The 23991-nt window shown below is 46.0% G+C and carries 19 protein-coding genes; 15 read left to right on the forward strand and 4 right to left on the reverse strand.

What is annotated here, in order from left to right:
* Window positions 1-263 precede the first annotated feature (263 nt).
* From AB0L18_RS04090 to AB0L18_RS04105, 4 genes are all read left to right on the forward strand, one after another.
* Complete coding sequence (locus AB0L18_RS04090; protein ID WP_367391309.1) at window positions 264-794, forward strand: NUDIX hydrolase; 531 nt, start codon at window positions 264-266, stop codon at window positions 792-794.
* A gap of 228 nt (window positions 795-1022) precedes the next feature.
* Window positions 1023-2093: a sensor histidine kinase gene (locus AB0L18_RS04095; RefSeq protein WP_367391310.1), complete on the forward strand. Its 1071-nt coding sequence runs from the start codon at window positions 1023-1025 to the stop codon at window positions 2091-2093.
* Window positions 2074-2832: a LytR/AlgR family response regulator transcription factor gene (locus AB0L18_RS04100; RefSeq protein WP_367391311.1), complete on the forward strand. Its 759-nt coding sequence runs from the start codon at window positions 2074-2076 to the stop codon at window positions 2830-2832. Before AB0L18_RS04095 ends, AB0L18_RS04100 begins: the two co-directional genes overlap by 20 nt.
* 112 nt (window positions 2833-2944) lie before the next feature.
* Complete coding sequence (locus AB0L18_RS04105) at window positions 2945-4354, forward strand: rhodanese-like domain-containing protein (RefSeq protein ID WP_367391312.1); 1410 nt, start codon at window positions 2945-2947, stop codon at window positions 4352-4354.
* 134 nt (window positions 4355-4488) lie between these two features.
* On the opposite strand, the gene AB0L18_RS04110 is transcribed toward AB0L18_RS04105, so the two are convergent.
* Complete coding sequence (locus AB0L18_RS04110; RefSeq protein ID WP_367391313.1) at window positions 4489-4950, reverse strand: hypothetical protein; 462 nt, start codon at window positions 4948-4950, stop codon at window positions 4489-4491.
* Between the two features lie 95 nt (window positions 4951-5045).
* Window positions 5046-5513 (reverse strand): Crp/Fnr family transcriptional regulator, encoded by a 468-nt coding sequence (locus AB0L18_RS04115; RefSeq protein WP_367391314.1) that lies wholly within the window; start codon window positions 5511-5513, stop codon window positions 5046-5048.
* Window positions 5514-5664: 151 nt separating this feature from the next.
* On the opposite strand from AB0L18_RS04115, the gene AB0L18_RS04120 reads away from it, so the two are divergent.
* From AB0L18_RS04120 to AB0L18_RS04145, 6 genes are all read left to right on the forward strand, one after another.
* Entirely contained in the window at window positions 5665-6321 is a 657-nt protein-coding gene (locus AB0L18_RS04120; RefSeq protein WP_367391315.1) for a peroxiredoxin, read from the forward strand.
* A 271-nt stretch (window positions 6322-6592) separates the two neighbouring features.
* Window positions 6593-7357: a DUF1641 domain-containing protein gene (locus AB0L18_RS04125; RefSeq protein ID WP_367391316.1), complete on the forward strand. Its 765-nt coding sequence runs from the start codon at window positions 6593-6595 to the stop codon at window positions 7355-7357.
* A 10-nt stretch (window positions 7358-7367) separates the two neighbouring features.
* A complete protein-coding gene (locus AB0L18_RS04130) occupies window positions 7368-8561 on the forward strand; it encodes an FAD/NAD(P)-binding oxidoreductase (RefSeq protein WP_367391317.1) in 1194 nt (397 codons plus the stop codon).
* A gap of 123 nt (window positions 8562-8684) precedes the next feature.
* A complete protein-coding gene (locus AB0L18_RS04135) occupies window positions 8685-9767 on the forward strand; it encodes a Re/Si-specific NAD(P)(+) transhydrogenase subunit alpha (RefSeq protein WP_367391318.1) in 1083 nt (360 codons plus the stop codon).
* A 23-nt stretch (window positions 9768-9790) separates the two neighbouring features.
* Window positions 9791-10102, forward strand: a complete 312-nt coding sequence (locus tag AB0L18_RS04140; RefSeq protein WP_367391319.1) for an NAD(P) transhydrogenase subunit alpha — start codon at window positions 9791-9793, stop codon at window positions 10100-10102.
* Between the two features lie 4 nt (window positions 10103-10106).
* The gene (locus AB0L18_RS04145) at window positions 10107-11501 is read left to right on the forward strand and encodes an NAD(P)(+) transhydrogenase (Re/Si-specific) subunit beta (RefSeq protein ID WP_367391320.1); all 1395 of its coding nucleotides are present in this window, start codon (window positions 10107-10109) and stop codon (window positions 11499-11501) included.
* Between the two features lie 748 nt (window positions 11502-12249).
* Here AB0L18_RS04145 and AB0L18_RS04150 read toward each other — a convergent pair.
* Entirely contained in the window at window positions 12250-13350 is a 1101-nt protein-coding gene (locus AB0L18_RS04150) for a DUF2911 domain-containing protein (RefSeq protein ID WP_367391321.1), read from the reverse strand.
* 376 nt (window positions 13351-13726) lie between these two features.
* Between AB0L18_RS04150 and AB0L18_RS04155 the strand changes: the two genes are divergently transcribed.
* Entirely contained in the window at window positions 13727-14515 is a 789-nt protein-coding gene (locus AB0L18_RS04155) for a DUF1573 domain-containing protein (protein ID WP_367391322.1), read from the forward strand.
* Between the two features lie 434 nt (window positions 14516-14949).
* Here AB0L18_RS04155 and AB0L18_RS04160 read toward each other — a convergent pair whose 3' ends face one another.
* Window positions 14950-15906 (reverse strand): aldo/keto reductase, encoded by a 957-nt coding sequence (locus tag AB0L18_RS04160; RefSeq protein WP_367391323.1) that lies wholly within the window; start codon window positions 15904-15906, stop codon window positions 14950-14952.
* Window positions 15907-16335: 429 nt separating this feature from the next.
* Between AB0L18_RS04160 and AB0L18_RS04165 the strand changes: the two genes are divergently transcribed.
* From AB0L18_RS04165 to AB0L18_RS04180, 4 genes are all read left to right on the forward strand, one after another.
* Entirely contained in the window at window positions 16336-19047 is a 2712-nt protein-coding gene (locus AB0L18_RS04165; RefSeq protein WP_367391324.1) for a hypothetical protein, read from the forward strand.
* Window positions 19048-19169: 122 nt separating this feature from the next.
* Window positions 19170-20228, forward strand: a complete 1059-nt coding sequence (locus AB0L18_RS04170; protein ID WP_367391325.1) for a hypothetical protein — start codon at window positions 19170-19172, stop codon at window positions 20226-20228.
* 15 nt (window positions 20229-20243) lie between these two features.
* The gene (locus AB0L18_RS04175; RefSeq protein ID WP_367391326.1) at window positions 20244-21305 is read left to right on the forward strand and encodes a hypothetical protein; all 1062 of its coding nucleotides are present in this window, start codon (window positions 20244-20246) and stop codon (window positions 21303-21305) included.
* A gap of 57 nt (window positions 21306-21362) precedes the next feature.
* Window positions 21363-23906, forward strand: coding sequence for a hypothetical protein (locus tag AB0L18_RS04180; RefSeq protein WP_367391327.1), 2544 nt, complete (start codon window positions 21363-21365; stop codon window positions 23904-23906).
* Window positions 23907-23991: the final 85 nt, after the last annotated feature.

The raw sequence follows: 23991 nt of genomic DNA on the forward strand, positions 1-23991 counted from the left end.
AAAAAAATTAAAAAAAAGTTTTTTTGGCTAAAAAATGTCACGTTTTGCCTTTTTCCATCTTATACAAAGGAAGAACATTATAATTCAATCTTTAGCATCATTATTTAGAATAGTTAGTTAGTCGGCAATTTAATAGTAGCCAGTTTTTAGAGATTACAGTTGTCTTCGAGAAGGGGCACGGTACGCCAGTATCGGCCTCTTCTCTCTTTTTGTCAACAACCCTAGCTTTGCGGTGTTTACCTCAGCAAACAAACTTAATGCTCATGTCTCCTACCCCCTGGCGAAAAATAAAAGAACGCTATGCTTACCAAGGTTGGCGCAGTATGCTGGTACGCACGTTTAGCCAACCGGATGGCAAGGAGCGGGATTATGATGTGATTGAAAACAGTGCCTACGTAGTAGTTGCTGCTTTTACGACCGACCGCCGGGCCATCCTGATCCGTCAATTCCGACCAGGGCCTGAGCAAATCCTTAGCAGCTTCTGTGAAGGTTATATCGACACCCACGAAAGTCCTGAACAAGCCGCCGCGCGCGAGCTACTAGAAGAAACCGGTTATCAGGCTGGCAAAATTCAACTCCTTCGAACTTTACGCACAGCCTATAGTACCGAAAAAAGAATCTGCCTCCTGGCAACGGATTGTACACCCGTACAAGCCCCCAGTGGCGACGCCGACGAATTCCTCGAAGTATTCACCCTGCCCTTGGAGGAATTTAAAAAATGGCTCCAGCATGATGACAGTGCTTTTTATTCGCTGGACATCACCCTGCTGGCCTTGCAGAAATTGGGGTGGTAGCGTTGGTTGGAATGGTGTAAAAGTGTAATGGTGTAAAAGTCGGGTAGACACACTTTAAGGAACAGTGACTAAACCTTGCACCGATCCAACCTTTACCCTGAAAAACCGCCTTCTGACTTCGTCATTACCATTCACCCTTTAAAAACGATCATCCACAGGATTTCTCGGGGGAAGGACTGCATCAATTGTTATTTTTGTCAGGCAGGCTATTAAAACCCGGGGCGACTTATGCAGCATAACCGTATCAAATATATAGGATTTAATGACTTTTACTTTGTCTTGATTGGGCTTCCCTTGCTGAGTTTTTTCATTCCGCAGATTTTTTTCCAGCTTTATCCTTGGGAAGGATGGGACCTATTTCGGCAAGAGTGGCAGGAGTCTTTTATCTTCACGATTTCTTTTTGGTTCCTGTTCCGGACCTTGATGATCCATTTGCGGAAGCGTTTTCCGCTGTTTTCCCAGATTAAGCAGCGCATTAAGAGGATGCTGATTTACTACATCTGCCTCGTCCCTGTTGTCAACATAACGCTGGTATCTATTTTCCATCTTTGCCAAGTTAAAGACGCTTACGACCCCAATATTTACCAAGCTTACCTCACCACCTACTTTGTTTCCTTTACTATTATCGCTTTGTACGAAGCCATTTATTCTTACGCCCAGCTGAGCGCGTCTATTACGGAAAGGGAGCAAGCACGCCAGGCACAAATTCGCTCCGAACTGGATGGCCTGCGTAATCAGGTGAACCCGCATTTTCTTTTCAACAGCTTGAATACGCTCATGCACATTGTGACCGAAGACCAGGAGCTGGCCAAACGCTTTCTACAGCGTTTATCAAAAGTGTACCGCTATATTTTGGAAAGTCGTACCTCACCGTTGATTCCTTTGGCGGAAGAATTGAAATTTATCGACGCTTACGTGTTTTTGCAACAGGAACGTTTTCAGGGCAACCTGGAAGTAGAAATCACAATTGATCCCGTTTTCAAACAACACCGTATTGTGCCGCTGAGCCTGCAAATTCTTTTCGAAAATGCCATCAAACACAATATTATCAGTAAGCAGCATCCGCTATTAATAGAGGTATTTGTCAGCGAGCATTTACAGCTTGTTGTTCGCAACAATCTACAGCGCAAGCGACAAGTACTAGACTCCACACAAGCGGGCCTGGAGAACATCCGCCAGCGCTACGCCTACTTCTCTAAAGAAAACATTACTGTAGAAGATAGCGAGCAGTACTTTACCGTCACACTTCCTCTTATTCACCCCCACAAATCCACCTTACATGAAAGTGCTGATCATTGAAGACGAGTACCGAGCAGTGCAATATTTGCAAGGCTTATTAACGAATTTAGTCCCCGATCTACAGATAATGGGCACTTTAGACAGTGTTGAAGAAGCGGTTCGGTGGTTGCAACAAAGCCCTAGCCCCGAACTGATCTTTATGGACATTCAGCTTGCCGACGGTCTCAGTTTTGATATCTTTAAACACGTCAACATTACTGCCCCTATCATTTTCACAACCGCTTTCGACCAGTATACACTGCGGGCGTTCAAGATGAACAGTATCGACTACCTCCTCAAACCGGTCGAAGAGGAAGAGCTACAAGCTGCACTCAATAAGTACGGAAAATTCTATCAACCACAGCCCAACCACTGGCAAGACCTCATCGCCCACCTGCAAATTCGGCAAGGAGATGCCTACCGACAACGTTTCCTCACCAAGCAGGGCAAAGCACTGGGCTATTTGCTAGCCAAAGACATCGCTCACTTTTATAGTGATGAGGGCCTCACTTTCGCCGTCGACCAACAGGGCAAACGATTCGTAATCGACACCACCATTGATCGCCTGCAAACAGAACTGGACCCTCAGCATTTTTTCCGCATCAACCGGGGCCAGATCGTCCACCTTTCTTCTATTCGACAAATTCATACCTGGTTCAGCCATCGGCTGAAGATAGACCTACACCCTAGTGTTGGTGAACAGGAAAACATCGTTAGTCGGGACCGGGTAAAGGAATTCAAAGCCTGGCTGGATAATTGATTTTTATCACCCTACCTAATGACATAGATCACCATCTTATGTGATAAAGCTCACAGCCTCAAGGCCTGATCGCGCCCTAATTTTGTAGCATAACTAAATAACCAATATTGCTATGAAAGTAGAACAGATTTATACCGGATGTTTGGCAGAAGCCGCTTATTATATCGAAAGCAAAGGCGAGGCCGTCATCATTGACCCGCTGCGCGAGACAGAACCCTATACCCAAAGAGCTGCTGCCGACGGTGCTAAAATCAAGTACATCCTGGAAACCCACTTCCATGCCGATTTTGTGTCGGGCCACCTTGATTTAGCCAAAAAAACAGGAGGAACTATCGTATACGGCCCTACGGCTCAGCCCAATTTTGCGGCCCACGTTGCTGCTGATGGCGAAATTCTAAAAGTAGGAGACGTTACCATCAAAGTGCTCCACACCCCCGGCCATACGATGGAAAGTTCTACCTTCTTATTACGAGATGAAAACGGAAAAGATTATGCCATCTTCACTGGCGACACCCTCTTCCTCGGGGATGTAGGCCGCCCTGACCTGGCCATCAAGCAAGGTGAAATTACCGAGGCTGATTTAGCAGGTTTCCTTTACGACAGCCTGCGTAGCAAGATCATGCCCCTGGCCGATGAGGTCATTGTTTATCCCGGACACGGTGCCGGATCGGCTTGCGGAAAGAAAATGAGCAAAGACACCTGGGGCTACCTCGGTGACCAGAAAAAATTCAACTACGCCTTACGGGAAGACATGACCAAGGCTGAGTTTGTCAAAGAAGTGCTCACTGGACTGGTTGCTCCTCCACAATATTTCCCCAAGAATGCGGTGATGAATAAAATGGGCTACGAAAGCATTGACACCGTCCGCGAACGTGGTGTGCAAGCACTCAGTGTACGGGCATTTAAAGCCGCTTGGGCGGAAGAAGAAGCACTCGTCATTGATACCCGCGAACCGGATGCTTTTGCGGCAGGATTCATTCCTGGTGCTATCTATTTTGGCCTCGACAATACCTTCGCTCCTTGGGTTGGCACCTTGGTTTCGGACCTGAAACAACCCATCCTTTTCGTTGCCGACGAAGGCAAGGAGGAAGAAGTAGTGATCCGTCTGTCACGAGTGGGTTACGACAATACCATTGGTTTCCTCGAAGGAGGTTTTGCCGCCTGGCAGAAAGCGGGCGAAGAAGTAGATACCATTGAAGAGATGACCGCTACGGAGTTTGCCCAGCAATTTGACCAAATCGAAAATGCGCTGGATGTGCGTCGTGCCAGTGAGTACAACGCAGAGCACATCGTAGGTCTGACCAACTTCCCGCTGGATTTCATCAATACCAAGATGAACCTGCTGGATCGCAACAAGAAGTACTACCTCCACTGTGCAGGAGGCTATCGTTCGGTGATTGCTGCTTCTATCCTCAAAGCACGTGGCTTTGATCAGGTCGTAAACATCAAAGGGGGCTACAAAGCCCTTGCCGAAACCAAGCTCAAACGCACCGAGTACGTGGAGCAAGTAACGGAGTTATAGTGTAGTGGAATTTTGCCAAAGTCCGTATTAGGATACGGGACGCTTTGCGTCCGTTTGGTAAAGGGTAGAGGGATTGAAAGACCAAGGCTCGTTAAATTACCTAAACAGGTAACAAGATCCCTCTACACGCTACCCTAAAGACGCGAAGCGTCCTGTATCCCTCCTCTGAAATAGGCGTAGAAACTCAATAGAATCGCGGAAGCCGAAATATAAGTCATCAATGATCCTGGCAAGAAATTCACATATCCTCCTAAGTCCAGAAAAAGGAAATAGCCCAAGTCTGCTAAACCACCAGTAAGGGCTGCCAGGAAAATCGCATTTTTGTTTTCCTTCCAGATATAAATAGCACAGATCAGCGTCACTACGCCAATCCAAAACAGGTTGAAACCATGCTGGCCAATGATCGCGCCCAAAGCAGCGGGATAATCCATTTGCAAGGTGGTTCCATCCACCTTATCGGCTATACCGCCAATAGAGGAGGAAACATCCCCTGACAGCACAAATTTCATTGTAAGCAAGCCCGCTAATACGTGTACAACTCCCCAAACACCCCATAATACGGCGGAGATTTTCAATAGTCGATTAAAATGTTTCATATCGCGCTTGATTTTGTCCAATTCTTTAATTCGACAAATATCTAACGCCTGTTACGGGTGTGCATTAACCTAGATTAAGAAATGAAAACCAACGCTTATTTATGCTTTCGCTCGCCCTTCACCTTGCTCAAAGCCTCTGGTGTAATACCAAGGTAAGAGGCTACCATCTTCTGAGGAACCCGTTGGATAATATCGGGATAAGTGACGACAAAATGCTCATAACGCTTGATCGCAGGAGCACTCATCAGCATGATGATCCGTTGTTGTAAAACGGCGAGGCGGTTGATCAATGGTCTTGCTTTGATATCTTCTCGCTCCAGGTTTTTTTCTAAAACAATGACCACTGAATCCTCTAAGGCATCAATGAACAAATCACAGGGTACTTCTGGAGCTTGATTATCTGCAACGGTCCAACCTTCAGGACCAAACATAAAAATATGCTCTTTCCCCTTCTCATCAATTGCATAACTACGGAGCAAGCCCTTTTTGACCACGTAAACTTTTGTGTGAAGATCACCGCTTCTTTGGATAATCTCTCCTTTTGATGGGTAAATGATATTCATGCTCTTAGTGGTCTTTTAGAAATCCTCCCGTAATCATTCCGCAAGTTGCCACATTTTGTGAAAAAACCGAGCAGACTGTGACTCACATTACTGAACGCTCCTCTTACTGCCTGTAACTTAGTTGTATCATAAAAAACAAACTCCAATAATCATGGAACAAACCATAAATAGTATGCCCCGCATCGGGGAATTAGCTCCTGATTTCACGGCGATCACCACCACCGGAAAGCTACAGCTTTCGGAATACAATAAAGGTAGTTGGGTCATTCTTTTTTCCCACCCCGCAGATTTCACCCCCGTGTGTACCACGGAAATGTCGGCCTTTGCTGTAGAGCAAGAATGGTTCGCTAAACGCAATACCAAACTGATCGGTCTCAGTATCGACAGTATCCACTCTCACCTTGCGTGGGTGAATAATGTGCGAGAAAAAACGGAGGTCTACATGCAGTTTCCCATCATCGCTGATTTGGATATGAAAGTAGCTAACCTCTACGGCATGCTACACCCGGGTGAAAGTTCTACTGCAGCAGTAAGAGCCGTATTTATCATCGATCCTAAAGGTATCATGCGGCTTATCATGTACTATCCGTTGAATGTGGGTAGAAACATGGCAGAGATCCAACGCTCACTGATCGCCCTGCAAACGGCCGACGAGCACAAATGTGCGCTCCCTGTCAACTGGCAGCCTGGTGACAAAGCAATTGTTCCCCCTCCCAAAACTTTGCTAGAAATGGACGAGCGCATTGCCAACACCTCGTATGAGAAAGTAGATTTTTATCTCGCCAAGCGAGAACTCTCTGCCAATTAGGGAGTAGCTGGCAAATATTAGACGATTGCCGCAAGGCCTAACTTGTGGCCGCTAAAAGTACCCTTACCTACTACAATTTAAGGTGTGATTAGTAGAAGTTTCCAGCAGGCATGCACGGGCACAAAAGCCTGTCAGCCTGCTGGTTCTACTTTTTTTAAGAAAATTAGCCTTTAGTCATAAGTAAATATGAATATATTTTCATACAATTGTATATTGTTTTATGAATACTCCCCAAAATAATAAAGCATAATAAACCCAGAAAAGAAAATATATGAGCAAAAACGGAAGTCTTGCCCACTGGGAAGAAACACCCGCCGGCCAGCAGGTGAAAGCCCGGTTAGCAGAAGAAAAAACACTTTTGGCCTTAGATAAAATACTGGCTCGGCTGGATACCGTAGAAGAAGCCGTAAGTGGTTTGGCGACTGCTATGCACCAAGGGCCAGGTATGGTAGCTATGGTGGCAGACATGGCCGACGAAGCCTATCGTCGAACTGATGCCCATGGGATCAATCTGGAAACACGCTTAAAAGGAGCACTAGAAATAGCCGACAAACTAACAGCCCCGGCGATGGTCGACAAGTTGAGCAATCTTTTGGCCCTATCCGAACAGCTACCAGGAATGGTAGTCATGACCGCCGACATGGCTGATGAAGTTTATCGCCAAGCAGATAACCGTGGTGTGAGTATTGAGCAACGCCTGGGCGTTGCCCTTGAGCTGGCCGAAAAACTTACCGAGCCCGCCATGGTGGATAAACTCAACGGAATCCTCGCTTTTTCTGATCAGCTGCCCGGTCTTATTGCACTAGGCATGGACACCCTGGACGAAGGTCTGCGAAAAGCCCGGGAAAACGGCCTCGAACCTGAAACAATGGTAGAATGGGCTGCCCAGTTTGGCCGCGCTATGCGCGAAGCGCAAACAGCGCCTACCACCAAGGTAGGAGCGTTTGGTATGCTTACAGCCTTACGCGATCCCGACCGGCAAAAAGCACTCGGTTTCTCCCTCAATTTCTTAAAATATTTAGGCAAACAACTATAACTAACCAATAATGGCACATCACGAAGTACTCATCGTTGGCGGCGGTTCCGCCGGTCTTGCCGTAGGCGCTATGCTACGCAACCAAGCTAATCCTCCAGCAGTCACTATTGTTGACCCCAGCGAGAAACACTATTATCAGCCCATCTGGACGCTCGTGGGTGCGGGCGTTTTCCCCAAAGAAATTTCCGAGCGCGAGGAAGCCGATTACATTCCACCCGGTGCCACCTGGATCAAGCAAGCCGTTGCAACCTTCGATCCAGACAATAATGCCATTACACTGGCCAATGGCGAGACACACACCTATCAAGTATTGGTAGTTACAGCTGGTATCCAGATCAACTGGGACGCCGTGGACGGACTAAAAGAAAGTGTGGGCAAGCCCGGTACCGGCGTTTGCAGCAACTACGCTTTCGAGACGGTAGAGAGCACTTGGGCTAACATCAAAAGCCTTAAAAAAGGTACGGCCATTTTTACCGAGCCTAATACCCCAATTAAGTGTGGCGGTGCTCCGCAAAAGATTACCTATCTGGCCTGTGATCACTGGCGTCGCAGTAATGTGCGCAGCAAGATTGACGTGCAGTTCTGCAAAGGCGGCGTAGGCATCTTTGCCGTTAAGAAATATGCCGATGCGCTGAACAAGGTATTGGAGCGTCATGGTATCCATACCAACTGGAACAAGAATTTGGTGGCGGTAGATGCCAATAAGAAAGAAGCTGTTTTCCAGGATTTGGAATCTGGTGATCACACCAGCATGTCATTCGATATGATTCACGTGACACCTCCACAAGGGCCACCGAACTTCATCAAGAATAGCCCACTGGCGGCTGAAACTGGTTGGGTAGAAGTGGATAAGCACACCACACAGCACACCCGGTACGCAAATGTATTCTCACTGGGAGATTGTAGCAATCTGCCAACCTCCAAAACGGGAGCCGCTATCCGTAAGCAAGCCCCGACCACGACGGCTAACATCATGGCCTTCCTGGCTGGACAAGAACTGCCCAAGCAGTATAACGGCTACACCTCTTGTCCGTTAGTAACGGGTTACGGTAGCCTAATTTTGGCGGAGTTCGATTACGACAAGCAACCCATGGAGAGCTTCCCCTTCAATCAGGCAGAAGAACGCTACAGCATGTATGCCCTGAAAGCTTATGCCTTACCAAAAATGTACTGGCACGGAATGCTACGGGGACGAGAGTTCTAAGTGACGGGCAAAAAATTACTAAGTATTGCTTTCGTAAAAAAAATAAAATGGCAGGTGCTTCTAACGATGGAAGTATCTGCCATTTTTCGTATCATGTGTCAGTTAATTACAAAATAGCGAGCGATGAGTGTAACATTTGGTGTCCTGGCAGAGCACAATGACAAGCGCGTAGCACTGGTTCCGAAGAACGTAGAAAAACTGGTTGGAATGGGTGCGACGGTCTTGGTAGAACATTCGGCTGGGCAAAATGCCGGTTTCGCGGATGAGATGTACCAACAAGCCGGGGCCACCGGTGCCACACAAGAGGACCTACTTACCAAAGCAGATATTCTGCTCAGCATTTATCCTCCTGAACGGGAACGTCTGGCAAAATTCCCTGCCGGAAAAATTCTCGTCAGCCAGTTTCGACCTTATTTCGACGAAGATGTGGTGAGCTATCTACAGCAACATCAGCTGCAAGCATTCAGCCTCGATATGATTCCTCGGAGTACGCTGGCCCAAAGGATGGATGTTCTGTCCTCGATGGCGTCTATTGCGGGTTACCAGGCCGTATTGGCAGCTGCCCGCCTCTTGCCCCGCTTTTTTCCGATGATGATTACCGCCGCGGGAAGTATCAAGCCCGCAAAAGTGTTGATTATCGGTGCTGGTGTAGCGGGCCTGCAAGCTATTGCTACCGCCAAACGACTCGGAGCTATTGTAGAGGCCTTTGACGTGAGGGCAGCCGCACGCGAAGAAGTACAAAGCCTCGGCGCCCGTTTTGTAGAAGTAGAAGGGGCAAAAGATGATGCTACAGCCGGTGGTTACGCAGTAGAACAAACCGAAGAATTCAAGAAAAAGCAGGCAGCGCTTATCCAGGAGCACGCTCGGCAAGCGGATGTAGTGATCACCACCGCTCAAGTTAGGGGCAGGAAAGCTCCCATACTCGTAGAAGCAGATACGGTAGGCCAGATGCGGCCCGGCTCGGTGATCGTAGACCTGGCTGCTTCTACGGGTGGCAACTGCGCACTCACCCAAGATGAAAAAACCATCGTTCACGAGGGCGTCACCATTTTAGGTCATTCTGACCTTGCGAAAGAAATGCCGCAAAACGCCAGCGAACTTTTCAGCAATAACCTCTTCAACTTTTTAGAACTTCTGGTCAAAGAAGGGGAATTGTTCATTGATGAAAGTAACGAAATCGTCAGCAGTACACTCATTACTAAGTAACGAAGAACACAAAATCCTTCCTTATGGATCAGCTTATTGCCTTTTTCAATGAGCATTTACTGATGCTCTACCTCCTATTGTTCACCATCATTCTGGGCTTTGAGATCATTGCCAAGGTGCCTACCGTTTTGCATACGCCTCTGATGTCGGGTGCGAATGCGATCAGCGGAGTCGTCATTATCGGGGGTATTTTGCTCGTCAAACAAGCAGCAGCCGATGATTGGTTGCTACTTGTAGGTGGTGCGGTGGCCATTGTACTGGGCATGATCAACGTAGTGGGAGGTTTTGCCGTTACGGATCGGATGTTGGATATGTTTAAGAAAAAGAAAAGCTAGACCCATGTTAGAAGCAGTTATCAATTTAGCTTATTTGGTAGGCGCGCTGGCTTTTGTGCTGGGGCTGCGCCGGCTTAGTTCACCAGATACCGCCAAAAACGGTAATCGCCTGGCCGCCATAGGCATGGGCATTGCTATTGTGGCCACCTTGCTCACTCCCGGCGGCAACGGTACCCTGATCTGGATATTGGGTGCCATGCTCGTAGGTGCCATCATTGGTTGGCGAGCGGCGACCAAAGTAGAAATGACCGAAATGCCCCAGCTGGTCTCCATTTTCAATGGTCTTGGAGGGGCGAGTGCTGTGGCACTTGGCGGCCTGGAGTTACAGCGCATCGTAGGTGGTACCCAAAGTGCCACCATCAACGAAATGCTGATCCTGCTACTCACCTTGTTTATCGGTGGGGTAGCTTTCACGGGTAGTATCCTGGCTTATCTAAAACTTGATGGCAAAGTGTGGGATGAAAAAATCACCCTACCCCGTCATAGCCTCATCAACGGCATCTTTCTGCTGGGACTGGTGGCGTTCATGGCCTACCTCTGCCTCTTCCCCGCACAATTGACAACAGGGATGCTGATCCTCTTTACGGTACTGACCCTCATTTACGGCTTCTCTTTTGTAGCTCCGATCGGTGGTGCCGACATGCCGGTGGTGATCTCTCTGCTCAACTCTTTTACTGGGCTTTCGGCCGCCGCAGCGGGTCTGATTTATGACAATCAGATCATGCTGGTGGGGGGCATCCTGGTAGGTGCATCCGGCACCATCCTCACCGTCTTGATGTGTAATGCCATGAACCGCTCACTCTTCAATGTCCTCATCGGAGGCTTTAGCGCCAGCGGAGGAACCAGCAAAGCCGCTAGTGGCGACCAAAACGTGATAGAAGTGAGCCTGTCCGATTTGGCAATACATATGTATTACTCGCAAAAAGTAATGGTCGTCCCCGGTTACGGTTTGGCCGTAGCGCAGGCCCAAAAAGCCTGTAAAGAACTGGATGAATTGCTGGAAGCCAATCAGGTAGAGGTAAAGTACGCCATCCACCCCGTAGCAGGCCGCATGCCTGGACACATGAATGTGCTGCTAGCCGAAGTAGACATCCCCTATAACAAATTACTGGATCTGGAAGAAGCAAATGCCGAACTGAAAGACACCGACGTGGTGATTATTGTAGGTGCCAACGACGTCGTCAATCCTGCAGCCGAAGACGACCCGGGAAGTTCCATTTACGGCATGCCTGTCTTACAAGTTTGGAATGCCAAGCAGGTGGTCGTCCTCAAACGGAGTATGCGCCCCGGCTACGCAGGGATCGAAAATCCGCTCTTCTTCCACGAAAGAACCAAGATGCTCTTTGGCGACGCGAAGGACTCTTTGCAGAAACTGGTGAGTGAGGTAAAGAATCAGTAGCTAGTGATTAAGTAAACTGGGCTAAACACCACGCATGATAAGAAGAAAATCAAGGAAAAAGATTCAATCCATACACCAGAAGCGAGACTCAAGAACGAATTAAAGATGAATGAGATATTTAAGGAATTAATTGATTCTGGTTGGAAGATCGCAGAAGAACCCTATTCACTAATAAACAACCATGGTTATGTTTTAATAGAGGATACGAGTTCATGGTTGATACTGATGAGCCCAGAAAAGAAAAGAATTTGGGATTACCCTGTGCTTTCATTTTATAAGAATTGGATATGTAATTCCATAAATAGAGAATGTAATAGTGATTTTGATTCTCAATAATTAATAATTAGTTGTAAGTGTCTCTTTAGAAGATTATGGACTTTCGCTGGTCTCCCGACCAGCAGGTTGCCCTAACTGCAAGGGCTGCTCTCCTCCGAAGGAGGACAGGAGGGTTGTCCTGTTTACGGACAGGGCGTTGTTTAGGTGAGAACTTTCCCTCCTCCGCCCTGCGGGCACCTCCTCCGAAGGAGGACAGGTGTTGTCGTTAGTGGTGATGTCCTGTTTGCGGAAAGGGTGCTGGTTAAGTGAGCATACTCCGCACTTTCTGACGCGTAAGGCGCAGCCTGAAGCGCGGGCCCCGGAGAAGACATGGCCCCAAATAAAAAAAGAGGCACGAAAGCACCGGGATTCTAACATAAAACCTCCGTGTCTTCGTACCTCTGTGGCTAATTGCTTTTTAAAGGGAGAACGATTACTTGTTCACCGTGATCGGCAAACGCGCCATGGTATTTTCCCAACCTACGACGAGGTCGATTTGGTTGGTTCCTTTTTCTACGAAAGTCATAGAAAGGGCTTCGAGGGTGCTTGGTGTTTTCTCGGTTTTAGCGACCACTTTGAGGATATTGTCTTCGTCGTTGTGGTTGGCATTGCCCCAAGATTGTACATTCTTGTGGATGATAAACTCCCAGTTGTCTTTGTTGACTATAGCAAACAAACCGTAAGTACCTGCTTTAATGGCTGTACCTGCGATGGTTACATCGTAGAAGAAAGTGATGGTCGTGGTTTCGTTGGCACCTACGCGCCACACTTCGCCAAATTCCAACAACTCACCGAAAATCTTGCGGCCCTTCATTTGAGGACGGCTGTAAACAACCCGTACCTGAGGCTCGTTGGCTTCCAGGTCGGCTTCTTCTACGTAATTACGCAGGCGCGACATGTTGGGGTACTGCACCAAATCCATGGGGCTGGCATCATCACCCGCCAAGCTTGGAGGGTTGAAGTTGATGGGTAAGGTTGCACGGGTTTGGTCCCATTCGAAGATCATGTTAGCATTTTGATCGTCTACTTTCTGGAAACCGATCACAAAACTTTCCCGCACATCGGCTACCGTCGTCGTAGGCACCACAACGGCGGCAATGTCCTTGGTTACATCACGGTTCTCCGATCCGCCGATGAAGCGTTCGGTAGAGATTTTGATGATCCACTGATCAGGGTATACCTGCGCAAACATGGTATAGGTGCCCGCAGGTACGGTGGTATTGCCAATGAGTACAGGCTGGTAGAACGTCACTTCCGTCGCTTCATTAGCTCCCAAGCGCCAATCCTGGCCGTAAGGTACCAGTGCGCCAAAGATGGCACGGTCTTTCTTGGCTGGTCGACAGTACAGTACTTTTACCAACTGGGTACGATCGGCATCGTCCTCTCCAAGGTAATTCTGGAAAGCTGCCCGACGTGGGTAATGCGCGGCATCCATAGGGCTCTTGTCGAGGTCACCAAATTTGATCTCTTGCGCTTGTGCTGCGCCAAACATGCCTACCAACAGGCCAACTAAAAGAAGGGTATTGAATTTCATTTTTCTAGAATGGATTTAGGGTACTTCCTGCAAAGGAATACCTGAAATTAAAATCATCGCAAAAATAAGGAAAATCGGTGGAATGGCTGGGTGGTTGTTTGTTGATGGTTGTTTGTTGATGGTAGGTGGTTTTGCTAGTGGCAGCGAGTATCTTCGATTTTTCAGCTGCATAGTGTAAAGGTTGGGTAGTTATAATAGTGTAAAAGTTAGGGACCGCTAGGGGCACTCATCCTTTACACCCTTACACTTTTCCAACCCTTACACCGAATTTTACCTCTTTGAAAAATGATAGCAAGCTGAGGAACAAAACCTTAGGTACAAATCGTTACAACCTAAGTTTTACAAATTACATCTAATCAACTAAATCCTATTTATTATGAAAGCTAATTTTTCTGCATACCCTCTCGTCATCACACTCGTAATGTGTTGCATTTCCTTCAGCCTCCAAGCACAAGAAGTACCCTTTGAGGGATTATCCATCCCTATCTCGGTCAAAGAAGCAACTGTAGAACCAACGCTTGGCCCCATCACCGAAATCAGCTTTACCGAGACTACTTTTGATTTTGGCACGGTGGAAGAAGGTACTATCGTTACCCACGTTTTTACGCTTACCAATACCGGGCAGGAGCCCTTGGTTTTGACGGATGCCAAAGGTAGCTGTGGTTGTACGATACCTCAATGGCCTCGCGAGCCCCTTGCGCCAGGAGAAACCGCCTCCATTACGGTAGAGTTTAATTCTAAAAACAAAATGGGTAAACGCAACCAAAGGGTCACTGTCACGGCCAATACCGACCCTGCGCAATCGTTTATCTATCTGACGGGCGAAGTGACCCCTCGGTCAGATGTTGACTTTACTATTTCTCCCTCCACCGACGAACTGGAAGAAGATGCCTCCCAAGTAGAAGCCATTGACCCCGATTGTTTTGCGATCTATCCCAACCCCACGGCCGAGCTCCTTCGCCTCGACATGGAAGGCAACATCGGTGCCACCGCCACCATCAGCATCTTCTCCAAGACGGGCCAACTCATGGCGGAGCGTAAAATTGACCGCGTAGAAGGTACTATCGAGTTTCAGGTGGGTCACTACCCTGCCGGACTCTACATTGCCCACGTAAAGATGGAGGGCAAGCAAATGCAGCCCCGTTGTTTTGTGGTGGTGGATTAACATTTGGGGTCATGCCTGGAATCGGCACCAGGCTGTCCGCTATTCTGCGCCGTACTCCGTGATCGGGTATTCAACCCGATTCTACGGAGTACCGTGTAGAGCAGCTTCCATCCTTTGGCATAGCCTTCCCTCCTGCAACACCAACTTAATTCCGACTTCCTCCCAATACCTCGGGATCCCTCTTCCGACTTTTAGAACAGGGGTGCGGGGTGCGGGGTGCGAAAAATACTTCCGACTTCCGACTGCTGACTTCCGACTTTTAGAACAGAGTGCGAGATTTCGCGCCGATCGTATGATCGCACTGGTACGATTGGGTGCAGGGTACGAGCTCACCTAACCCTTACACTTTTCCAACCCTTACACTCTTACACTTTGTATAATCTCCGTTTCATCGTGGAAATATTTTAGTGGGAAAATATTTCGGTGCAAAGTCTCTACAATTCTCCCCAAAGCTCCGCAGTCGTATAAGGGCCTCCTTCTACCTCCCAGAACTTGCCATCTACGTAGCGGCGATCGCGGTTGAGGGCTTCTATTTGTTCCATTTCTTCCTCGGTCAGTTTGAGGTTGGCGGCGGCGAAGTTTTCCTTCAATCGTTTTGGGTTTACCGATTTTGGGATCACCGCAATCTCGCGATGGATCGACCAGCTGATCAGTATTTGGGCAGGGCTTGCTTTTTTCTTTTCGGCAATTGCCATAATCGCAGCGTCTTCCAGCAGTATGGGTTCATCCTCGGCTTTGAGGCCTGCTGGCCGGTCGGGTGAGCCCAACGGCGAGTAGGCCGTCAGGTGTATGCCTCTGTTCTCACAGAACCTTACCAACTGGGCTTGTTGTAGGTAAGGATGCAGTTCTACCTGGTTCATCTCTGGCATAACGGTGCCTCCTTCGATCAATTCCGTCAGTTGCTTGGCGTTAAAATTACTTACGCCGATATGCCGCGCGAGGCCCTGTTCTTTGGCCTTTTCCATACCCTTCCAGGTATCGGTGAGGGGTACTTCTTTAAGCGACCGGAAATCTGCCGCACTACGAGCACTGGGCTTATCGGGTTGATTGGCAATGGGCCAGTGGACCAGGTAAAGATCGAGGTAATCCAGCCCCAAGTCCGAGAGGGTCTTTTCGAGCGCAGGCATTACATTTTCTTCACCATGAGCGTTGTTCCAAAGTTTGGAAGTAATCCAAAGTTCTTCGCGGGAGACGATGCCCGATGCAATGGCCTCGTCGATGGCCTTGCCTACCCCTTCTTCATTGCCGTACACCGCGGCACAATCAATGTGGCGGTAACCGATCCGGATGGCTTCCTTGACGGCAGTGTATACTTCATGAGGCGCGGATTTCCAGGTACCAAGCCCGAGGATGGGCATTTCATCTTCGTTGGTGAAGGTCAGGTTTTTCATGTTTTTGTTTTTGATTAATACCCCTTGCGAAGTGGTATAGTAAGGTAACAGTGGGAAGAGGATGGAAGTTGGGAAATGGAACTGTTACTATGATCAATATTGTTGGATCATCAAGAAGCTCATTTTTTAATAATCCGAAGTAACCAGTACCTTAGAAGGCTTCCAAATAGTGATCTGTTTTCGTACTAATTGCTGGTAGCTTCCCTATATTTGGAGGATAAAAAATATTTTTCACGGATCTACTTTGAAGCTCCTCCAAATTTTGAGAAAAAACAAGCGGAACAGTTCACGCTTAATCACCATTTATTTAACACAAAAAACAGAAACATGTGCCATTTGTTTTTTATTCCTCTCCTAAAGTGAATTTGCATTATTTTTATTTTGTAAAAATATAGCCTACCTAAATTACCTTAAACACCATAAAGCCGTATGAACAAGACTAAATTAGGTACAATTAGCACTAGTGCTTTTCGAACAAAATTTGATAGTTTCCATAGCTATAAAGAAAGATATAAACAGATTTCGGGCTGGCTTCCCCAGAACATAGACCCTATTTTTTTTGCACAACCTCGCTATCTTCAGCGCAAAGAAACGATTGAATGGCTTATTGAGACCGATGCAGAAGACGAAATTATTCCTTACCAAAAACTATCCCCTGATGAACAAGAGCGGGCCAAGAAAGAGATAAATAATACTTTAGCACAAATAAGTCAACATCACGCCACCATCTTTGGCGCACAACATGCAGATGCCCTCGAAAATTATTTTGAGATCCCCTCCGAAGATTTTATTGTAGCCAGGCGTAAATCTGCCGGAAGCTTACAAGTGAGTATTTTCATGTGGGGATGCATTTCCAGAACCAAAGGTGCTCCCTCAGGAATACTCAGAAAACTTATTCCAACAGGAAAAAAGACGATTAATGCCAAATTAATAATTCCAGAAATCATTGGTGATGCTTCGAATCAATCCGTAGACTTAATCGTTGATAATCAAGTTATTTCTTCCCATAAAACCAATCCAAACGGCGTTGTTGAAATGGGAGAATTGAGTAAGGGAACTTCATTTAGACTGAATGTAGAAAAACTAGGTTTAGCAAAAGACTTTATCTGTGATGATCGCATTTTTTACGAATTGACTTTACAACCAGAAGTTGAATTAAAAATCAGAACAGAAGATCTAGGGGAACAAGGCATTGAGGGTATCAAAGTCAGATATACCCTTACCAATGAACAGGAGGAAACTGGACCGGAACAAAAAATAGCTACAGCAGAAGATGGCGAATATACCATTAAGGGTGAGTGGCTCAATCAGACTATAAGTGCACGTTATTTCTTTGACGATGCTTGGTCAGAACCTATTGCATTACAAATTAATCAACAAAAAGAATCGTTAATTTTTCGGCTTCCTCTCCAAAGAGAAGTTATCGTCATTGACAAAGACCGTAAACCCATACCAGCCTTACCCCTGATTATTGTTCTCAACGGGGAGGAAATAGATGGCATCACCAATGACGAAGGCCGTATTGCAAATCTAGCTTTGGGAGTGGGTGACCAACTACAGGTGAAAGCTACCTATCAGAATAAGAAGTACAAAAGCAAAGCTACTGACATCGTTAAAGAGCAGTATCAATATGAGATTCAATTAAAGAAAAACCGCTGGCTTTATTTACTCTGGCTGCTTCCTTTCTTACTGCTGCTGATCCCCGTGGAGGAAAGTGTCACGCTTGAAGCCTTGGATAACTTTGACAAACTTCCCATTGATTCCGCCTTGGTAACGCTTTCCTATTATGAAACTGATCAGGAATTGAAACCATTAGATACCCTCACCAATCAAGAAGGGAAAGCCTCATTTAGCTTTGGGAAGGAATTGCTGTTTAATAAAATATTCTCTTCCTATCCAAAAGGGAACATACACCTACAGAAGCAATGTTATCAAGATACAATCCTGAACTTAACTGATCTTTCGAAATGGCGAACCAATAAGGTATTAATGTCTCCATTTTTGATAGACAATCTGGATTTCGTCGTTAAAGACTCTTTGAACGGCCACCCCGTAACGGATGCGATGGTAGAAGTTAGCATATCGTACCACGGTGAAATACTAAGGCAAGAGCGTTTAAAGTCTAACTTTGGCGGTACGGTTTCTCTAACAAATGTCCCCCTTTGTTCCCAGATAAAACTAGCTGCAAGCAAAGCATTCCACACCAAAGACAGTATCGGTTGGATTGAAATCGGGGATATAGCACAAGACCTAGAAGACCGAACCCTTTATCTCAATTCACTCCTCGAAGAACAAGTGTTTTACGTAAAAAGCAGCAGTAATCAATTAGGACTGCCAGGTACTTTGGTCGAAGCCCATATCGAAGCAGGTAACGACGTTCTGGACACTATCAGAACGGTAGCTTCACAAGATGGTAAAGTAATTTTCCCAATTCCCGACACTGGTCGGGTTTTCATGAGAGGACGCCTATTGGGCTACCACGATAGTACCTATCTGGCTCCGATTACCCTCATTAAAAACCCTCGAAGCCCTGACGACATTACACTGTGGCTGCGTCCAAAGACACAACCAGTACGTTTACTTATCCTCGATACTTTGACCAATGCCCCCATCGGAAACGCAACAGCAAACGCTAACTGTTCGCAAACACCTACGGCATCTGGACGCAGCAACACCAAAGGGGAAGTTTACTTGGGGGGGCTCACTATCGATTGCCAACTCGAGCTTTCGGTCAATCATCCAAATTATATCCCTAAAACAATCAGGCCAGACTTAGGGACACTCTTGGCGGATAGTGTTCTGGTCATCTACCTCAGGCCGATTCCTCCTGCTGGGCCGCCGCCTTTCGACTGTGTTTCTGGTTCTGATGGACGAACGGCACAAAAAGAGCCAGCTGTCGTACAGAATTATTATATGGGTAAAGCAAGCGGGCAATTTGTTTTTACTTACAATACTTACAGTGCACCTGATAAAATCCAAATTTTTTCCAACAACAAAGAAATTTGGAGTTTTGAAGGAGGAACGGGAAGCCTTTTTAGCAATGGAGAAAGAACAGAAACAATCAGCTTTAATTCTCCCTATATTAAGGTTGTCGTCACCGGTAGTACTGCCTGGGACTATACGGTCTTTTGCCCAGAGTAATTCTTTTACTTGTTTTTGTCATCTTTTCTTTTGATATTGAGAGGTCTTGCTAAATATTGCACCTATATTTTAATTTGGTGATGTTTTTCACCTTCAACCGACGATTAAACACCTGTAACAATATGGCTGAAACAGAAACAGCAGCAGAAAACAAGCCAGGAGAATACCTCTTGAGTTTAGCAGTAGTCATCATGGGCACGATCAGTTGCTATACTACTGCAGTTGGCGTCGCACCCATGCTCGGAAATAAATTTTTCGCTTATTTTATTGCCGTAGCGTTGAGCTTGTTTATGATTGTTATTGCCCTTAATCTTCCTGCCGCAGAAACTAAATCTAGGAAACGTGGTATCATTGCCGCTTATGCAGTGGTTGCTCTTTTCAGCATTTTGTTGAATTTTAATGCTATCTATGGTATCTCTAATGCCGATACTCTTCTCTACGATGAGATCAACGAGAAACGAGACGCATTGGTGACCCTTAGCAGTACTGCGATAAAGGATATCAATGATAAATACCAGGTTGATGAATGGCAACGGCAAGTTGACGATGCCACGGAACAAATGGAATTGGAAAAACTTACGCCCGGAGAGGAAGGCTGTGGACCTAAATGTCGGGCGATTTATCGCAACAAATTATTACCAGCAGAAGGTAAATTAACTGCTGCCAAACGGGAAGCAGCGCGGCATATCCCAAAGGTTCAAAATTTGCTTTCAAGTATTTATCCTGACCAGATTAATGCGATCATCGAGAGTGATAACCCTAGGAAAATTGACGGAGGAATTGAGACCATTATTCAAGTCTACCAAAACATTGCTCGAGAGATAGAGCCCATTACCGGAAAAACCTACCCTACCCTAGTATATAAGGATCGTGGAATTGGGAATTTGAGCCATACGGTGAGCACTATTTTTTCATTCTCAGAACGAAATGCTCAAGGAAAAGCCGCCATTTTCATTTCCTTGTTGATCAGTTTCATCATTGATTTTTTAATCCTTTTTGTCATTCTCTTCCTTTCTCCCAAGGTAGAGATAGCCCCTAAAGAAGTCTACGGACGAAGAGGGCAAAGCAATGGCAGTTCCCCTAAATGGAACAGGGGAAATAAAAGTAAAAAATCTACGACAAAGGATCGTAAAACCGCATCAGGAGAGTCAGAAGGCCCCTTCATGGATCGCTCCCTTTAACTTAAAACATACTGTATGTCTCTCGGTAGTAACAATAAAAGAAGGATTGGTAGATTCAACCCTGATCGGCATAATCGTCCCAGTAAAGACGCAATAACCGAAGCTGAAATTTTTCGTCAAAGAGAACCTATACCAGAACCTAAGGCTCCGGTTACACCTCCTCCTCCTTATGAGCAAAAGGTCTACAAAGAACGTAACAAAGGTGTCTTCAAAGGTAAACTCACCGAGGAAGAAGCACTGGAAAGAATTGAGTTTCTGAATGACAAGATCACCAATCTTGTTTTCATGTTTGGAGATGTCGCCTCAAGCAAGACGACTGTGCTATCGGCCTTAAGCACGTACTTCCGTCAGAATTATCTGATTGTAGAAAATTCTGACAATAGTGAGGCCAATAAAAATATCAACCAAAACCGCAACCTCATGAAAAAAGGGCGGTTCCCCAAAATCACCGATGCTAATATTTTGCACGAATACGATATTGCGTGTAGAAAAAGCAGAGAAGAAGACTGGCTCAACCTCACTTTCATTGAAATGTCGGGAGAGTACCACCGGGAAGTTTCCTTTGAGCGGAGTGGCAAACTACCAAGAGAAGTAGAAATTTACGTACGAGAAAATGAGCTTCCTTTGGTCATCTTTTTAGTCATTGGCTATGAAGAACTCATGCGCATTGGCGCATACGCTGATGAAAACATCGACATTGACGATCAAGATACCCTTACCGCTAACTTCATCAACTATCTTACCAGGCACGATATCGTATGTGAAAATATTGGGATTATCATCACGAAATTTGACCGTGACAAGGTCCAAGAAGATCGCCTGAGTCACATACAACCAAAATTAAAAGAGACGCTCAAGCAAATTGAAAACATCTCAGCGTCTTACAAAATTTTCCCCTTCAGTGTAGGAAAGGTAAGAAGTAACGGCTGGACCGACGGAGATGCCCTCATTGAGCAACTCGATCTTAGTGATTGTAAGCCCATCATCGAATGGATTATCGAAAACTTTGAAGAACCTCAGGAGGAAAGTTCGAATTCCCTGTTTGGCAGAATTAAGCGTCTGTTTTTTGAAGACTAATGGGTAAGGTTGTTTCCATTGTCTCTTCGATTTCATGTCCCCACCTACTAAGATATTATGGAATATAATTTTATATATTATGGAAAGCGTAACGGCTTAGAGATTTTTTACGATGATATCCCCGAAGAATTATCGATTTCTACCATTATTGCCGCATTGGGGGTGGATACTTATAAAATCAATATCCAGTCGCAGTCTCCGATGCTCCGGTTTCAACGGGTGGAAGTTGCCCCCGCCGTATGGCGTGATATCATTAGCTGGTACGAATTCTCGCTGGACAACAGGAACCGCCGGGGCTACCATGCACTGTCCTTGGTATTTGAACCGTCGCCTGGTAAAAGCAATTTGGAATATGTCCTGCGGATATTAAAACAAGGTGTAGTAGATGCTGAAGGGCTAAAAGATAAAACCTTAACCTACGAGGAGGCTTATAAAAACCTGATCACGCCTCCCAAGATTAGCAAGAAGATCCCTCCCCGGAGTGCCACCACCTTCCTGGAAGCTAGAGAAAACACAGACCAAACGCTCTACCTTGCTCCCCAACCCATCTTTGTCCTACTCCCTCAGCAGCAATGGGGTATTCCAGCCTTGGAAGCCCTGTTTCAACATGCGGCCCAGCAAGGTTTGCAAGATCTCATTATTTCCAAAGTTGACGTAGTAGAAGGCCAAAGTTATCATACCTTCTCCTGCGAACAGTTTTTGGCAGCTGACCTTGAACGTACCCCCCTCTTTACCACTAACTATCCATCTACGGAACAGGCAGAGGAAGAAAGCCCAACTGAACAGGAAGAGGAGGTGAATTCTCCCTACGTTTATTTTACCGCCGATCTGAATGGCGTAAAGCTGGTACCTCCCCAAAATCAGTTGTTCCATTATTTAAGCACGCAACAATTAGCGGAAATTGCCAAGTACAAACCCGAACGAAGAACACTCAATGGTCAAACCGATAAGACTTGCTACGGACTAGAATATATTCCCTTGACCTCTGGTCGTCTTTCGTTGCTAGCAGTAAGCAAATACGAGTTTGCTCATTATCCTCATGATTACAGAGGGTTTTTCTATCTCCTTCCTGGAAAGCAGTACGCTCCTTCTACCGATATCCAGCGGGAGAATGTGGATCGGATCGGTAGTGATGGCAAGGTCTACCAGCTATCAAAAAGTGAAGATATTAGCGAGCGGAAGGTTACATATTTTGAAGGCAAAAAGTTTAAAAATCATATTTACAGTAATAAAAAAAATGGCCCCGAAATCGCCTTATCCAACGTCTATAGCGAACTCCTCCAAACAATACAACAACTCAAAGAGCCCATCTCTTTTATAACGTTTAACAATGGGCAGTCTGAGCCAAACGACGATTTTACTACAAAAAACACCCTCCGATTTAAGGATAAAAAAATACCCCTGGCTTATACAGATCAGGATCAATACGCTTTAATTATTACCAAGGATAAAAAAGAGAATTATACTATTGCCACTCAAGTATTGAAGCTTAGATTGCTTGATACGGACGTCGATTTTTTTGACCAAAACAATAATCTGGTAAAATCAAGGATAAAAGGCAACAACAATTATCTCTATTTCAAAATCGGCCAACAACCTATCCAAGCTCAACAATTAAAGATTCATGAAAAAGATGGAGCTTTAAAAAATAACCGGCAGATTTTTGGGACACTCACAAAAACCAACCAAAAAGTTTACACCCAGGCAAGCAGTAATACAGAATCGCAACAGGTTCATTTAGAGCCGGGAATGCAGGTTATGCTGTATTTACCAGCGGAGTATCCTATTCTCCTAAAAGAAAAGAGTGGTTTTAGCTTATCAGCCCTTTGGGCCTCCCTACGATCCCCCCATAGAGGGAGCCAAGCTGAACCAGACTCGAAGCCCCACTCAAAAAAGGCAGGTAGCCCATTACCCAAAAAAAATCAGCCACCAGCAGGATCGAAAAAATTCAAGCCTAATTACACGCGTATTATGCTGGCCCTGCTCCTGGGAGTATTACTGGCCGCCGCAGTCAAATACCTGACAAACAAAACGTTCACCCCACCAGGTTCTACAACAACGGAGCAGACCTCTGATTTGCAGTCTCCACCAATAGATACGCCTACAACTACAAAACCGCCAATTGCAGAGGAGCCTGAACCACCTGCTCCTCCGATTGAACTTTCTGAGGAGGAAAAAGTGTTGTATGAGGAGGCCAGGGCCTACCGGATTACAGCTAGAGCAGAACTAAACGCCAAGACCTATGATGGGGTAAGAAAAATTTTTGATCGGGTAAAAATTGAAAATTACATCAGTCAGCTAGGAGGAATTACCTCCCCGCCAAGAGAAGTCACGAAATTGATAGAGGAGCTCTACGAAATCAATAATGACTATTTCCAAAATGGCTACAGCAAAAAAGAGTATGAACTTATCATTCACAAAGTCAAAATAAACCCTAAAACAAATAAACCGGAAACCTCTACCGATATCGCCACTCAGCGAAAAGTGACGGTGGAGGAAATCATCAAATACAACCCTAATGACGTAGATAAAAATGGACGGATCAGTAAAAAATCCGACGGCTCCCTCCCTACGCTAGTTATTTATCGAAAGTTGGACTAATTCATTTAAAATCCTTTATTAACCATGCCGAGAAAGCCCACAGAAAATAGTAAAACAAAAAGCAAAAGCAAAATCAGCAACTTCG

The sequence above is a fragment of the Lewinella sp. LCG006 genome (genome assembly GCF_040784935.1).
In the GTDB taxonomy this organism is placed as follows: domain Bacteria; phylum Bacteroidota; class Bacteroidia; order Chitinophagales; family Saprospiraceae; genus Lewinella.